Source organism: Arthrobacter sp. Z5-13, assembly GCF_056499105.1.
This window is the reverse complement of the sequence record NZ_CP096460.1, coordinates 2,514,378-2,529,009: the sequence shown is the minus strand read 5'-3', so window position 1 is coordinate 2,529,009 and position 14,632 is coordinate 2,514,378. Positions and strand designations below refer to the sequence as shown.

General features: G+C 61.9%; 12 protein-coding genes. 6 read left to right on the top strand and 6 right to left on the bottom strand.

Annotated elements, in window-relative coordinates; translation table 11 throughout:
- Positions 1 to 15 precede the first annotated feature (15 nt).
- The 3 genes from M1E02_RS12010 to M1E02_RS12000 form a co-directional block, all read right to left on the bottom strand.
- Positions 16 to 870 carry a carbohydrate ABC transporter permease gene (locus M1E02_RS12010; RefSeq protein ID WP_479378141.1) on the bottom strand — a complete coding sequence of 285 codons (855 nt, stop codon included), beginning with the start codon at positions 868 to 870 and terminating at the stop codon, positions 16 to 18.
- 61 nt (positions 871 to 931) lie between these two features.
- Positions 932 to 1,855: a carbohydrate ABC transporter permease gene (locus M1E02_RS12005; RefSeq protein WP_479374497.1), complete on the bottom strand. Its 924-nt coding sequence runs from the start codon at positions 1,853 to 1,855 to the stop codon at positions 932 to 934.
- Positions 1,856 to 2,210: 355 nt separating this feature from the next.
- Positions 2,211 to 2,651: a pyridoxamine 5'-phosphate oxidase family protein gene (locus tag M1E02_RS12000; RefSeq protein WP_479374496.1), complete on the bottom strand. Its 441-nt coding sequence runs from the start codon at positions 2,649 to 2,651 to the stop codon at positions 2,211 to 2,213.
- Between the two features lie 332 nt (positions 2,652 to 2,983).
- On the opposite strand from M1E02_RS12000, the gene M1E02_RS11995 reads away from it, so the two are divergent.
- Entirely contained in the window at positions 2,984 to 3,241 is a 258-nt protein-coding gene (locus M1E02_RS11995; protein WP_479374495.1) for a hypothetical protein, read from the top strand.
- A gap of 74 nt (positions 3,242 to 3,315) precedes the next feature.
- Here the strand turns inward: M1E02_RS11995 and M1E02_RS11990 are convergent, their stop codons facing one another.
- Together M1E02_RS11990 and M1E02_RS11985 are read right to left on the bottom strand one after the other, a co-directional pair.
- Complete coding sequence (locus M1E02_RS11990; RefSeq protein WP_479374494.1) at positions 3,316 to 4,731, bottom strand: ferredoxin reductase; 1,416 nt, start codon at positions 4,729 to 4,731, stop codon at positions 3,316 to 3,318.
- On the bottom strand, positions 4,728 to 6,029 hold the full coding sequence (locus M1E02_RS11985) for an aromatic ring-hydroxylating oxygenase subunit alpha (protein ID WP_479374493.1): 1,302 nt from the start codon (positions 6,027 to 6,029) through the stop codon (positions 4,728 to 4,730). Before M1E02_RS11985 ends, M1E02_RS11990 begins: the two co-directional genes overlap by 4 nt.
- Before the next feature lie 161 nt (positions 6,030 to 6,190).
- On the opposite strand from M1E02_RS11985, the gene M1E02_RS11980 reads away from it, so the two are divergent.
- Positions 6,191 to 7,123, top strand: coding sequence for a LysR family transcriptional regulator (locus tag M1E02_RS11980; RefSeq protein WP_479374492.1), 933 nt, complete (start codon positions 6,191 to 6,193; stop codon positions 7,121 to 7,123).
- A 301-nt stretch (positions 7,124 to 7,424) separates the two neighbouring features.
- On the top strand, positions 7,425 to 7,850 hold the full coding sequence (locus M1E02_RS11975; protein WP_479374491.1) for a hypothetical protein: 426 nt from the start codon (positions 7,425 to 7,427) through the stop codon (positions 7,848 to 7,850).
- Between the two features lie 36 nt (positions 7,851 to 7,886).
- Here the strand turns inward: M1E02_RS11975 and M1E02_RS11970 are convergent, their stop codons facing one another.
- Positions 7,887 to 10,691, bottom strand: a complete 2,805-nt coding sequence (locus M1E02_RS11970; RefSeq protein WP_479374490.1) for a glycoside hydrolase family 3 C-terminal domain-containing protein — start codon at positions 10,689 to 10,691, stop codon at positions 7,887 to 7,889.
- Positions 10,692 to 10,968: 277 nt separating this feature from the next.
- On the opposite strand from M1E02_RS11970, the gene M1E02_RS11965 reads away from it, so the two are divergent.
- The 3 genes from M1E02_RS11965 to M1E02_RS11955 are packed head-to-tail and all read left to right on the top strand — an operon-like array spanning position 10,969 to position 14,612.
- The gene (locus M1E02_RS11965) at positions 10,969 to 12,645 is read left to right on the top strand and encodes an extracellular solute-binding protein (RefSeq protein WP_479374489.1); all 1,677 of its coding nucleotides are present in this window, start codon (positions 10,969 to 10,971) and stop codon (positions 12,643 to 12,645) included.
- Between the two features lie 9 nt (positions 12,646 to 12,654).
- Positions 12,655 to 13,677, top strand: a complete 1,023-nt coding sequence (locus M1E02_RS11960; protein WP_479374488.1) for an ABC transporter permease — start codon at positions 12,655 to 12,657, stop codon at positions 13,675 to 13,677.
- The gene (locus tag M1E02_RS11955; RefSeq protein WP_479374487.1) at positions 13,674 to 14,612 is read left to right on the top strand and encodes a carbohydrate ABC transporter permease; all 939 of its coding nucleotides are present in this window, start codon (positions 13,674 to 13,676) and stop codon (positions 14,610 to 14,612) included. The genes M1E02_RS11960 and M1E02_RS11955 overlap by 4 nt, the downstream gene beginning before the upstream one ends.
- Positions 14,613 to 14,632: the final 20 nt, after the last annotated feature.

The window sequence follows — 14,632 nt, the reverse complement described above, 5'->3', positions numbered from 1 at the left end:
ATCGACAGTGGGTGCTTATTTGATACCGGTGGTGGCGATGCCCTTGACCAGGAACTTCTGGCCGAGCAAAAAGGCAATGAAAACGGGGAGCAGGGACACGATGGACATGGCGAACATGGATCCCCAGGAGGTCGAGGCGGTCGCATCGATGAATGCCCGCAGCGCCACGGGGACGGTAAACATGTCCGGGTCCGTCAGGTAGATCAGCTGGCTGAAGAAGTCGTTCCAGGTCCAGATAAAGGTGAAGATTGTGGTGGTGGCCAGCGCCGGAACCATCAGAGGCAGCATCACCTGGAGGAAGATTCTGGCGTGGCCGGCACCGTCGATCCGCGCTGCCTCGTCAAGGTCCTTGGGAATGCCGCGGATGAACTGGACCATGAGGAAGACGAAGAAAGCGTCGGTTGCAAGAAGTTTGGGCACGATGATGGGCCAGAAGGTGTTGACCCATCCGATCTGCGAGAACAGTATGTACTGCGGCACGATCACCACATGGAACGGCAGCATGATGGTCAAGAGCATGGCTCCGAAGAGCCATTTCTTGCCTTTGAAGTTCAGCCGGGCGAAGGCATATGCCGCCATCGAGCAGGACACCAGATTGCCAATGATGCAGCCAAGGACCACGGCCGCTGAGTTGAACAGGTAGGTGGAGAACGGCTGCGCCAAGGCGTTCCACCCGTCAGCGTAATTGCCTGCCTCGAACGTGGTCAGCCACAGGCCTGGTTCCCGGAAGATGAGGTCATTGGGGCGAAGGGAGGAAGCAATCATCCAGAGCAGCGGATAGATCATGAGCATCGCGGAGATGATCAGGAGCAGATGCTTCAGGAGCGGGCGGTACCTTGCCGCAGCAGGACTTTTTGGCCGTGACGGCATCGCCGGGAGGGGGGCAGTGCCCTGCTTCGCCGCGGAGGAAGCGGTGCGTTGGGGGTGGATTTCAGTCGTCATAGAACACCCAGAACTTTGAGGCGTAGAAGTTGATGGCGGTGAGGATGCCAATGATCAGCAGGAGAACCCAGGCCATGGCGGAGGCATAACCCATGTCGAACTGACCAAAGCCCTTCTGGTACAGGTACAGGGTGAAGAACATGGTGGAGTCTGACGGTCCGCCGGTGCCACCCGAGACAATGAAGGCCTGGGTGAATGACTGGAAGGCGCCAACGATCTGGAGCACCAGGTTGAAGAAGATGATTGGGCTCAGCAGGGGCAGCGTAATCCGGAAGAACTGAACCACTTTGCTGGCACCGTCCACCTGCGCGGCTTCGTAGTACATGTGGGGGATCTGGCGCAGGCCTGCCAGGAAGATAATCATGGGGCTGCCGAAGGTCCAGATGTGCAGCAGAATGATGGTGCTCAGTGCTGTGCTCGGGTCCGAGATCCAACCCGGACCCTCTATGCCCAGAAGGGCCAAGAACTGGTTCACGAGGCCGGTGGTGCCGAATATCTGCTTCCACAGGATGGCCACCGCAACAGAGCCACCAAGCAGGGATGGCAGGTAGAACACGGAACGGTAGAACGGCAAACCCCGAATGCCCCGGTCCAGCACCATTGCAATGAGGAGGGCAACGGCGAGCTGCAGGGGGACGCCCACCAGTACGTATATGAATGTGACCCTCAGCGAGTTCAACAACCGCGCGTCTGCAAACATCCTGATGAAGTTGTCGAAGCCGATGAAAGTGGGCTCCTGAAGGAGGTTGTAGTCAGTGAAGGACAGGTAGAGCGAGATGAGCATGGGACCAAGGGTGATGCCCACCAATCCAACCAGCCACGGGGCCAGGAAGACCAGGGCCGCCTTGGTGTCCCGGCCTTCCTTTGTGGAGCCCTGGCCTTTGAGCTTGCCCAGCTCTGACAGTGCGCTCATGGTCCGGCCTGCGCAGGCGCGTCCCGGTTCCCGGCATCTCCGGGGCATAGTGAAAGTTTCATAATTTCCTAACTGGATCCCCGGCTTAACGCTGCGGGGACGAACATGCAGATCAGACAGCGGAAGGATGGCCTGAGCTCGGGCTGCTTGAAGGGACAGGCATAGAATTTGGTGATCTATCCTGCGGGAGTGATCGGTAACACCACTATTCGTTATCGATCACTAAACGTCAAGGGTTATCGATCACTTTTTCAATTGAGTCTTCGATGTCAGTGCAGGGGAGGGCCGAGGGGACGCGATCGGAAGCGATTGTTTCTTTTCTTCAACACAGTGACGTGTGTTCAGACAGGTTGGCTCACGGCTCCCGGGGGGACCACCATCGTTTGGGCGAACTGACAACAAAACGACGGCCGCTTACTTCCGTGGGTGTGATTCGGATCAAATGTTCCTTGAGTCCCGGTTCCCAAGGAAACAACTTGGCATCGGCTGCCGGCTGATCCTCCGGAACAACCTCAGGGCGTCCTTTCACAACGACGCTCCAGGCGATGGTTCCGTAGGAGTTAAGACCGTCAGCTTCGAGCGCCACAGATCCCCCCTCTAGCACCGCGTCCAACTTGGTCCCGGGTCCTGTGCGGAATATCAGTGTTCCGTCCTCGGGTAAATAGTTCACGGGAAAAACCTCTGGCCCGGATGCGGTAACCACCGCCAGTCGTCCAAGGGAGGATGAATAAAGCTGCTTCCAACATTCATGAAGGGTCAGTATCTGGGTGTCCGGCACTTCCTCAGAGCTGTCCATGTGCCAGAGCATACCTACCTGACGGAGCAGTCAGAAGTGCCTGAAACGATGTTTGTTTTCGCCCCGGGCCGCTGAGAGCGCCTTCAGCTGCACCCTGGAGGGGCATCCGCGATAGAGGTACTGCAAGGGCCAGGGTGCAACGTCAGGGAAGGGGCCGTGGCGTAGCCCGGTCGCCAGCACGACGGCGGGGCGGCGCCAGCCCCGCCGTGCCGGCATTTCCCTTGTGCAATAGCGAGAGTCATGCAAGAGTGCACGAACAGCGGCGGCGGTTGCACCGAAATCCCGCCGGGACACTCAGGGGGAACTATTGAAAATCCGAGCTCGATGTGCCCATGACTGAATCCACCGCGGCTGAGGTTGCACGCAGACTCATCACAATTCCTGTTCGTGCGTCTCGCCAAAAGACCGCCACCGAGTATCAGTTTCGCGTGAGCGAGATCCTTAGGCTTTTTGACGTCGATGCAGTGGGCGATGAAACGGGCGTGTATTACCGGGGCGAGGGCGTTGAGCTCGAAGATCAGCCCTTGGTCTGGGCCATTCGCATACTTGTAGCGAGACGATTCGGGATCCGGGAAGCATTAGCAATATGAATGCGCCCGGTCCGGAGACCCGCAAAGGGGTCCTTCAGAGAACGCATGACCCGATCTAGCGCAGCCGGAAGCGGCTAGGCATCGATCACCAAATCAGTCAGCGCCGTGGAGCAGCAGGGCAGGAACTTGCCTGCATCGATTTCCCGTGCCCGGATCCCGCCCTGGTGGTTCATCTCGACCTCCCCGGAAAGCTTGACGACCTTGCAGGAGCCGCACATGCCTTCCTTGCAGTTCGCGCCAATCCTGACGCCCGCACGCTGCGCCACCCCGAGGATGTGTTCGGCAGGATCCACGCGCACATTGATGCCGGTGCGCATGAAGGAAAGGGTGAGGCTTCCAGTCCCGACAGTGTCGAAGCTCGAGGCGTCGGGAGTAACAGCCTCCCGCTCAACGTCCGAACCAGCATCGGATGCTCCCGGATCGGATACGTCCGGATTGGCTGTTTCCAGCGGCAGGCCCGTGGCCTTCAGGGTTCCCTCGGCGTCATACCCTGGCTCGTAGAGCCCGAACGCCGTGGGCTGGCTCTCGTAGTAGTCCTCGGCGGAATCCGCGATTTCCTCCGCGATTTCCTCAGCAATGTCGGCCGCCAGCGCGAGCTCCGCCTGGTATTCAAGGATGGTCTGGCGATCTCCCGTGAAGAACTCCATGTGGATGGACGTGTCGTCGACGCCCACCTTCCCCAGGAGCTCGGTAGCGGTGTTCAGGTAGCCCTCGGGGCCGCAGGCATAGACCTGGCGGCCGTTGGCATCGGGGGCCACGTGGTCGAGCATGGCGGCCGTCAGCCTTCCACTGAGCCCTTCCCAGTCCTCGGGTTTGCCGCGGTCACCCAGGGAGTAGAAGACCTTGATGCGCGAGTCCACGGAGGCGATGTAGGCGAGCTCCTTGTTAAAGGCAAAGCCTTCGGCCGCAGCTCCGTGGTAAAGCACCACCACATCGGCCTGTCCGGGCAGGGAGTGAATGGTCCGCACCATGGACATGATGGGGGTGATACCTGCTCCGGCGGCCAGCAGGAGGTACCGTGCCCGCCGGTCTGCATCGGGAAGGTGGAATGCGCCCACCGGTCCGAGCATCTCAAGGACGGTGCCGGGTTTGATGTTCTCGTGCACCCACGGCGAGACTAGACCCGTGGGATCGCGTTTGACCGTGATGTCGAAGGTCCACGGCTTGGTGGGTGCGCTGGACAGCGAGTAGCTGCGGTCCGCCGGATCCTGGTCCTCGCCATTCACGGGGAAGGCAACATTGACGTACTGGCCAGCACGGAACGCCAGGGGCGCACCGTCGGAGCGACGGAACACGAAGGTCATCATGCCGCCCACTTCGGGAACAATCTCGACGCATTCGGCCATGAACTCCTGCGGATGCCAGGGACCCAGGGCACGGGCGGCAGTAGCTGGTCCCTCGGTGCTGCCCATAACCCTGTTCCAGGGCATCTCAAGACCGCGGATTCGATGAGGTTCTTGGTCTACCGTCTCAGTGAGGAGTTCCGTCATGCCAGGTGCTCCTGGACACGCTGCACGTACCAGTTGATGAAGGCCTCCACCTGGTATTCACTCTTCATGTACGGGCCGGGCTCGTAGGCGGGGCTGCCGGCGCCCCTCTGGCACAGCTCCACAAACGCCTTGTCCTGCAGATTTGTTTGCTTCCAGGTGTAGGTGAGTTTCTCCAGGTCGTAATCGACGCCTTCCTCGGCGTCGTCCGCCACCAGCCAGGTGGTGCGTACCAGCGTCTGGTGCTCGTTAACGGGGAAGACGGCGAAGGTAATGACGTGGTCCGCTTGGAAATGGAACCAGCTGTTGGGCTGGAGGTGCATCGAGCAGCGGCCAAGGCGGAAGTCCCGCAAGTCGCCGAGCAGCTTCTTGGAGAGCCTGCGCCCATCGGGCGAGAACGATTCGCCGTCGCCATCAAGGGATTCCCGTGAGATGCGGATACCCGCGATGCGCGTGTCGAGCTCCTCCACCACCTCATAGGGAAGGCCATAGCGGCGGCATCGCTCCTCGAGCGAGGACTGTGCTTCCTTGTTGCGGTCCCACACTTCTTCAAGGTGGGCCGGGATCAGGCCCTCCGTCAGGCCCCAGGTGGGGAAGAGGGAGCAGGCGAGCTCCGGGTGGCCGTCACAGTGGTAGCACTCACGGTTATTCTCCATGACGAGCTTCCAGTTGCCCTCCTCGACGATGTTCTGCTGGTAGGCGATTTTCGTCTTCGACAGATCGTGGGGTGCGAGGTAAGGCTCGAAAATTTTAGAGGTTTCGTCGAAATCCGCGGGCGGTTCGTCCGCAATACAGACGAAGATGAGTCCGGCGACCACTCGGCTGTGGGCGCGCTTGAGGCCGAAGCAGCCCTTGTCGAACTTAGTTTCCCCAGGCGCCGAGGCGTGGATCAGATTGCCCTCGGGGGAGTAGGTCCAGGAGTGATAGCCGCAGACCAGGTTTCCCGTTGATCCCGCGGGCTCGGTCAGGACGCGGGCGCCGCGGTGACGGCATACGTTGTGGAGGACGTTCACGCCGCCATCGTCGTTGCGCAGCACGATCAGGGAGTAGGGCCCGTAGTCGACGGTGATGTAGTCGCCCGGCTCCGGGAGTTCGGCGATGCTGCCGGCAAAGATCCAGTGCTGGCCAAAAATGGCCTGCATGTCGATGTTGAAAATCGTCGGGTCGGTGTAGAAGGGGGCATCGAGGGAGTATCCGACGCGCCGGAAATCAAACAACTCGTTGATTTCCACCAGCTGCTCGGCAGGCAATGATGAAGCGAGTTTTCCGCGTGAATTGAGGGGCAAGACTGGAGCAGGCATGTGTTTCCTCCCGGGAGGCGTGGGTCAGTGAGCGATCCGTGGCGACCACGGCGGCGTGGATGCAAGCGGAGTTGTAGAAAAACCTTGTACTCATGAGATTAGGGACGATTGAACTGCAACAAAAGCGCAACATTTAGATGATAACCGTGCACAATAGGTGCATGATCGATCCAAGGCTCATCACACTTCGGGTTTTTGCCCGATGTGGCACCATAGGCGCAACCGCGGAGCTCACAGGTTATTCTGCCTCCGCCGTCTCAGCGCAGTTGAGGGAGCTCCAGCGCGTGCTTGGAATGCAGCTGCTGACGAAGGACGGCCGGGGTGTGCGGCTGACCACCACGGGCCGCTTTCTCGTGGAGGGCTCGGACACCCTCATTGCCGAATGGGAGAGCCTGCGCGCTGCAGCCATGGAGGCTGGCGACCAGGTGCAGTCCCGTTTTGGTCTTGGCGGATTCTCCACGGCGGCCGCCCAGTTGCTGGCGCCACTGGCCGCCACCCTGCGCTCAACACGCCCCCTGCTGGAGGTGCAGGTACTCGAGGCCAACCCGGCCCGCTGCTTCGACTTGCTGGTAGCCGAGCGGATCGACCTCGCGGTAATTGTCGCCATGCAGTCCGACACACACGTTGAGGACGATTCACGCTTCGAGCAGACCGTTCTGCTCGACGATCCACTCGACGTGATCATTCCTTCTGACCATCGGTTGGCTTCGCGGGAAACGGTGACGCTCGAAGAGTTGGCGTCGGAACCTTGGATCACTGAGGCCGCCGGTTCCACCTACCATTCCCTTTTCACTGCGGCGTTCACGGCAGTCGGGGTGACGCCGCGGGTTGCCCATGAGGCCGTTGAATGGGAAACCCAGATCGCCTTCGTTGGTGCAGGGCTGGGGGTGGGTCTGCTGCCGCGACTGGCGCCCCTGCGTGGTGCCGAGAACGTGGTTCGGCTACGCATTACCGGCAAGGGGAAGCCCGCGCGGCGTATTGTGGCTGCGGTGCGCAGGGGCAGCATCGCCTCGCCACTGATCCAGGAGTCGCTCGGCATTCTGCAGCTCAGCGCCAATCGGATCCTCGCCGCCCGTCCCGAAGACGATCTCTGAATCTCATGGACCACCACCATGGGAACGGGCAAAGCCGGCAGCAGCTTGTTGGCTATGATGCTCCTTCGGCCGTCGCAATCCTTGCGGAAGGTGTTGGACGGCCACTGATGCCGACGTCGGCCGAAAGTATCAGCCCATCGAAGCCCCCCGGAGAGGCGAGGTCGATGGCTGATGGGCGGCCGAAGGCAATGATGCCATCAGTAGAGATTTGCCCCGCCGTTTCCTTCTTACGACAGAAAGAGTGATCCAGTCCGATAGTTCCAGCTGTGACTATGCGGGGGTATCGTGTGGTCGACAGGAGATGGTCCACGATCGACACAACAGTGATAGACGACGAGGGTCTGTACTACCGTTTCCTCAAGGACGAGCGCAGCCGGTCCAGCGGGTTGCTGCTGGGCAAAACTATCTTCTCGGAAACGTCCCCGTCCCTGCCGCTGCCGACTGGAAGCCGCTGGCGGAGGGCATCGGCCTTGGCCCGATCAGCCAGGGCGAGGGCCCGCTGGTCTACAAGTCAAATACCGAGCAAAAGTGGTTCCTCTGGATCGACGAGTTCACCAAGGAACGCCGGTACGTTCCTTTCGAAACCACAAACCTGACGGGCGGGCAGTGGACGCCGTCCGAGGACTTCCGGCTGCCGCCGGATCCCTGCCACGGCGTCGTGCTCCCGGTCACCGCCGATGAATACGAGCGGCTCAGCACCGCCTGGGGGGGTGAACAGCATGTCTGACTCCATCAGTCGGACGCCGGACTAGGGCCCCTGGATCTAGTCGTCCAGCTGCAGTGCGCTCAGCTTCACCGGTCCCTCCAGGACAATCCGAAGCGCCTCGAAATCCCCGCTGCGGCCTGCCATCTCCAGGCAAAGTTCGCCGTTGAACCCTGGCTGTATGGATGCGGAGGCACAGTCTCGCCAGGTCCCGCCCCAGCCAGGAAGCTGGACAGCAATCGTGCAGGGCCCCGTGGCCGAGAGCCGGAACGAGGCCCCCTGAGGGGCTGAGCCCTCCCAGCCGCGGTAGACCGCCGTCGCACTCTCCGCTGGGGATGCCGGTGCGACGGCGGTGCCTGCCACCGGACTCTCCGGCACCAGCGCAAGGTTGGAGCAGTCATCGAACAGTTCGGCCCGGATCCAAGCTCCCCGGGCGCGCGGGCCGCTGCCTTCGCCGTCGACCGTCAGCTCCACGCCCACTGGAAGGTCATTTGCCGAAGGACCCACCATCAGCTGGTACCTGCCGGGTTCCACCAGCATCCGGCAAGCTGTGACGCTGTAAGTGGCCAGCCGGTCCATGGGTACGGGTATCCGTACGGTGCGGTGTTCGCCGGGTTCGAGTTGAACCCGCCGGTGCGCCACGAGCAGCCGTCTCGGGAAATCGAAGCGGTGGCCAGGACAGGCCGCATAGACCTGCACCAATTCGTGAGCGGGGCGGTCTCCTTTGTTATGCAGGATTACATCCAGACCGTCACCCGCCAGAACAGCAGAATCGTAGCTAACCGGGCTGTAGCCCAGGCCGTGCCCCAGCGGGAACAGCGGCTCTGCGTCGCTGTAGAGGTAGGTTGCGCGGGATGCGATGAGGTCGTAGTCCAGGATGTCCGGAAGATCCTCGTCCCGTGCCCACCAGGTCTGCGGCAGGCGTCCGCTCGGCTCGGCATCTCCACTGAGGACATCAGCCAGCCCGTTGCCCAGCTCCTGGCCTGCGTGCGAGGTCCACACAATCGCGGGCGTGTCGGCCAGGGCGCCCAGGGAGTACGGGTAAGAGGAGACGATCACCACGACCGTCCGGGAATTGGCTTCACGCACCAGCCGGATGAGCTCCTGCTCCTCCTGGGGAAGCGCCAGCGTGGTCCGGTCGATCGTCTCCCTGCCTCCCAGATGGGGATCGTTTCCCACAACCACGACGGCGACATCGGCTGCGGCGGCTGCCTCACGCGCGGCCTGCTGGCCGGAGCGTACTGTCCGCACGGTAAAGCGGTCCGCCGTTTCTTCGGTCCCGGCGGACAAGGCGGCACTTCCCGTGTGCGCCTCAATCCGTAGCCACTTCCCGGTGCCGATGTGTTGGATGGCCACGGATCCGTCCACGCTGGGTTGGAGGCGGAACGTCTCCTGGACCACCCAGCCACCCACCCGGTCAGCGGATGCGGTCAGGTAGTAGCCGGTGGCCGCCACAAACTTGTCAGTAGCGGGGAACTGCAGCGTGCTTTCGCCGCCGCCCCAGTCCTTGAGCAGGAATGTTTCCGCCGGGCCGGGGGCCGAGGCGCCGGCAGTAAGCGTGGTCTCGGGGCCGCCGGCACCGAGGTACGTGCCCGTACGGACACACCGGAGGGACACCGCATCCACGCCCGGCTCCGCCACCACGCTGCCGTACCGCCTGAACAGGCCATCGACAATGCTGACCTCGTCCTGCAGGGTGCCGCTGTACCAGTCGCTCAGGACTGTAGAACCGAGGGCGCCGATCACCGCGATCTTCCCTGGCTCTGCCCCCAGCGGAAGGAGCGGGCCGGCCGCCTCTGTGCCAGGACCAGCTGCGTTCCGTAGCAGCACCACGGACTTCCGCGCTGCTTCCCTTGCCAGTTCCACATGCGCCCGGTCTCCCACCATGTCGGAGCCGACAGAGCCATACGGGCCGCCGTTCGGCTCGAATTCGCCGGTCCGCTCCCGCAAGGTGAGCAGCCGGAGGACCGAACGGTCGATGAGCGCTTCATTGATCAGCCCGCGCTCCAGGGCATCGTGGAGATGCCTGAGGGACGGCTCCGGGTTGTCGCTGTCCTCGGTAAAACTGTCCACTCCGGCGTGGAGGGCAGCCGCGTAGGCCGACGGGCCGTCGTCGAAATACTTCTCGGCGGTGTAAAGCGAGGAGGGCGCGCCGGCGTCGGTGACTATGGTGATGTCCTCCCCGTTCCGCCATCGCCGCAGCTCGCTTGCAACGAGGTCCGAAACGTGGGCCGGGCGGCCGTTGACCAGGTTATAGGAAAGCATCGCCGCGCCCGCCACACCGTCTTCGATCGGTCCGCGAAAGGCGGGCAGTTCGTACTCATGAAGCACGCGCTGCCGCAGCTGGCTGCTTGTGACGTTGCGGTCAGTCTCGTTGTTGTACGCCAGGAAGTGTTTCAGCGTGGGCACGGTCAGCCAGAAACGTTCATGGCCGCCCTTCAATCCCGCGCAGTACGCGGAGGCAAGGAAGGCCGTCAGGTGCGGGTCCTCGGAGAAGCCTTCCTCGTTGCGCCCCCAGAGCGGGTGGCGAAGAGGGTTTACCACCGGCGCCCAAACGTTCATGCTCACGCCTGGATCCTCCGCCTTCTTGCCCCTGACTTCCAAGCCGACGGCGGCGCCTACCCGATGGATCAGATCAGCGTCCCAGCTCGCGGCCAGGCCCACGGGCTGTGGAAAAACGGTGGCCGGTCCGAGTCCGGCCACGCCGTGGGCAGCCTCAGAGCCGGTGTGGAACCGAGCCAGTCCGAGGGCTTCGACGGCGGGGGCATGCTGATGGAGCATTGCGATCTTCTGCTCAAGTGTGAGGCGAGCCAGCATGGCCTCAAGAGTGGCAGCGGTGGTGGTGTCAGTTGTAATGGGCATCATTGGCCGTCCTTGGCACTTTTGTTTAAACGCTTGCGTAATCAGTGACTGGCAAACATTCTGGCATTTCCGCCTGTGAGCTGCAATACAAGAAAGCCTTGCGGTCTCATTTGCCATGATCTAGGCTTTTGACAATCGAAACGCTTCGATGGTTTCTCTGACCAATCTTGGAAAAATCCCAGGCCAAGTTGCCCCGTCGCAAAGCTGCGCAGGGCAGCTGCCGGCCCGGCAATCAGGCCCGGGTCAGGCCAACAGATGTCCACACAAAGGAGTGCAAAAAATGCTTGGAAACAATGCCTCACCGGAACGCCGTGCGTCCCTGAAAGACCTCGGCCAGACGGGAGTCGGGCGCCGGTCCTTCCTTAGCCTCGTGGGGGGAGCGGTGGCCTTTGCCGCTCTCCCTGCTCTCACCTCATGCAGCAGCGGTGGCGGGGCCCCGCAGGCCACCACGTCCGCAGGGATGGCCGATGCCACGTCCAAGCTCATTCCCAGCTACATCCCGCTCGACATTGTCAAGCCGGACATCCCGAGTGTGAATGGCACCTCGCCCGGCTTCACCAGCATCCCCTCAACCTTGGTCAAGTCGGTCCAGGGCGTTCCGGGTAAAGGCGGAAGCTATACAGTCATGACCCCGGCCTGGTGGGCAATCCCGCAGGCGGATAACAGCTACTACCAGGCCGTCAACGAACGGCTGGGCGCAAAGCTGAACTTCCAGGTCAGTGACGGAAATACCTACGCAGACAAAGTCCAGACAGTACTGGCCTCACCGAAGGACGTGCCGGACTGGATAGTCATCCCGTCCTGGAACATCCCGCCGCGGTTCGGCCAGGCAGTCAAGGGCCTCTTCACGGACCTTTCCGAGTACCTTGCCGGCGACAAGATCAAGAAATACCCCAACCTCGCAAATCTCCCCACCGCTGCCTGGAAGTACAGCTGTTTCGAGGGCGGGCTCTACGGGCTGCCGTACCCATCCGACCAAGTCACTAACGCCTTCTTCTACCGTAAGGACCTTTTCGAGGAAATGGGCCTGGAACAGCCAAAGTCCGCCGATGAATACATCGCAATAGCCAAGGAAATTACGGATCCGGCCAAGAACCGCTGGGGTTCTGAAGATGTGTGGACGGGCGCGCAGTTGATGCATGGCGTGGACAACTGGAAACTGGTGGACGGCAAGCTCCAGAGCAGGTTCGAGTCTGACGAATACCGGGCTGCCCTGGAATGGGGGGCAAAACTCTACGCTTCAGGCGCTGTCCACCCCGACGCCGTGGCCGGTAACACCCAGAAGTCGGCGCAGCGCTATGACTCGGGCGCGTCGCTGATGACCTCCGGCGGGGTGGGTGGCTGGCATGAAGCCCTGGGTCGGAACCTGCCCAGCAACCCGAAGTTCCAGACGCAGCCCATGGACTTCTTTGCCGCCGATGGCGGCAAGCCCACACTGTTCCGCGGTTCACCCGCCGCCATCTTCAGTTTCATCAAGAAGACCGATGATCCTTCGAAGGTTGAGGAAATGCTGGCCCTGGCCAACTTTGCGGCCGCGCCCTTCGGCACGGAGGAGAACATGCTGATCAACAACGGCGTTGAAGGCATCCACTACACCCGCGACGCACAGAACGCTCCGCAGGCCACGGCCAAGGGCAAGGAGGAAGTCACCAGCACGTACGCGTTCCTGGTGAACAACAGCACGGTGAACAACCATGTCCAGTACCCCGGCTTCGTCAAGACCAAGACGGACTGGGAAATCCGCCAGGCCCCCTACGTGGTTGACCCCCTCTTCTACGGCCTGCAGATCCAGGAGCCCAGCAAGTTCGGGTCCCTGGGGAAGCCATTCGATGACCTCTCCAAGGACATTCTCCGCGGACGCAAGAGCCTTTCGGAGCTTGACGGGGCCATCGCCACCTGGAAGAAGAACGGCGGAGACGAACTGCGTGAGTTCTACGCAGGATTCCTGAAGGCTTAGGAGGCCCCCATGGCTACCTCTGAATCCACCTTGACCGCTTCAGCGGTTCCAGCACCGGACGGCTATCGCCCGGGCCGCCCCGACAGGGCGCGCCAAGAGGGCATCACCACAATCCGCAAGAGAGCGGGACTGCGGACAAGGCTGCGGCGGGACAAATCCCTGGTGCTGATGACCTTGCCAGCCATCGCGCTGCTGCTGGTCTTCGCCTATATCCCGATGCTCGGCAACATTGTGGCGTTCCAGGACTACTCACCCTTTGTGGGCATCCCTGACAGCCCCTTTGTCGGGCTCGACAACTTCAGCCGCGTCCTGGCGGATCAGGGCTTCTGGCTCGCAGTGACGAACACTCTGGTGATTACGGCCTTCCAGCTGGTCTTCTTCTTCCCCATCCCCATAGTGCTGGCGGTGCTGCTCAACTCCTTGCTGTCCCCGGCACTGCGTTCCACCATCCAGGCCATCGTCTACCTGCCGCACTTCTTTTCCTGGGTGCTGGTGGTCTCTGTCTTCCAGCAGGTGCTCGGCGGGGCAGGCCTCCTGAGTCAGAGCCTCCGGGCCCAGGGCTGGCAGGCCGTGGATATCATGACCAATCCGGACACTTTCCTGTTCCTGATTACCTCGCAGGCAATCTGGAAGGACGCCGGCTGGGGAATCATCGTTTTCCTGGCCGCTCTCAGCGCTATCGATCAGGAACAGTACGAGGCAGCGGCCGTCGACGGTGCGAACCGCTGGCGCCGGATGTGGCACGTGACGCTGCCCGGGCTGCGCAGCGTTGTCATCCTGTTGCTGATACTTCGCCTGGGTGACGCCTTGTCCGTGGGCTTCGAACAGCTGATCCTGCAACGCGACGCCGTGGGCGCCCAAGCCTCCGAGGTCCTGGACACCTTTGTCTACTACACGGGCATTCGTAACGGCGATTGGGGCTATGCCGCGGCGGCCGGCCTGATCAAGGGCGTGGTATCGCTTGCACTCATTCTGGGTGCGAACAAACTGGCCCACAAATTCGGAGAGAGCGGGGTGTACTCAAAGTCATGAGCACAATCACCAAACCGGCAGCAAAAGGTGCAGAGGTCCAGCGCCGCAAGAAGTCGTCCAGGCCAGCGTGGGAGGAGGAGCCGGGACCGGCGGCGAAGATTGGCAAGGCCGCCGTACTCACCCTGGTTGTCCTTGCAGTGCTGGGGCCGTTGTACTCAATCGTCCTCACCAGCCTTTCATCCCAAGCCACCATTACGGCGGCCGGCGGAATGGTCATTGTGCCCGGCGAAATCAGCCTGGACGCCTACCAGCAGATCATGAACGGCGGCGTGGTCACCAGGGCAGTGCTGGTGAGCGTGGGCGTCACCGCCGTGGGGACCGTACTCAGTATGGTGGTCTCGGTGCTGTGCGCGTACGGATTGTCACGGCCGGGCTCCTTCGCCCATACGCCGCTCCTGTTCACCCTGCTGCTGACCATGTTCTTCAGCGCCGGCATGATTCCGGCCTTCCTCCTGGTCTCCGGCCTGGGCCTGATCAACACTTACTGGGCTTTGATCCTGCCCAGTGCCATATCGGTGTTCAACATCATCATCCTTCGCGGCTTCTTTATGGGGATCGACCGCGGGATCCTGGACAGCGCACGGATCGACGGGGCCAGCGAATGGCGGATCCTGACCCAGATTGTGCTCCCCATGTCCAAGGCAGTGACAGCCGTTATTGCCCTCTTCTACGGGGTGGGCTATTGGAACGCGTTCTTCAATGCGGTTCTGTATATCAACGACAGCGCCATGAACCCGCTCCAGGTGGTGCTGCGCTCGTATGTCCTGCAGGGCGTGATGATTCCGGGCCAGATTGCCGTGGGGCAGGGGGCAGCACCGTCCCTGGCCCTGCAGATGGCAGTGATCGTGGTGGCGGTTGTACCCATCCTCCTGGTGTACCCCCTCGTGCAAAAGCACTTCACCAAGGGAGTCATGATCGGTGCAGTGAAGGGGTGACCTTGAACAGCAGCGGCCAG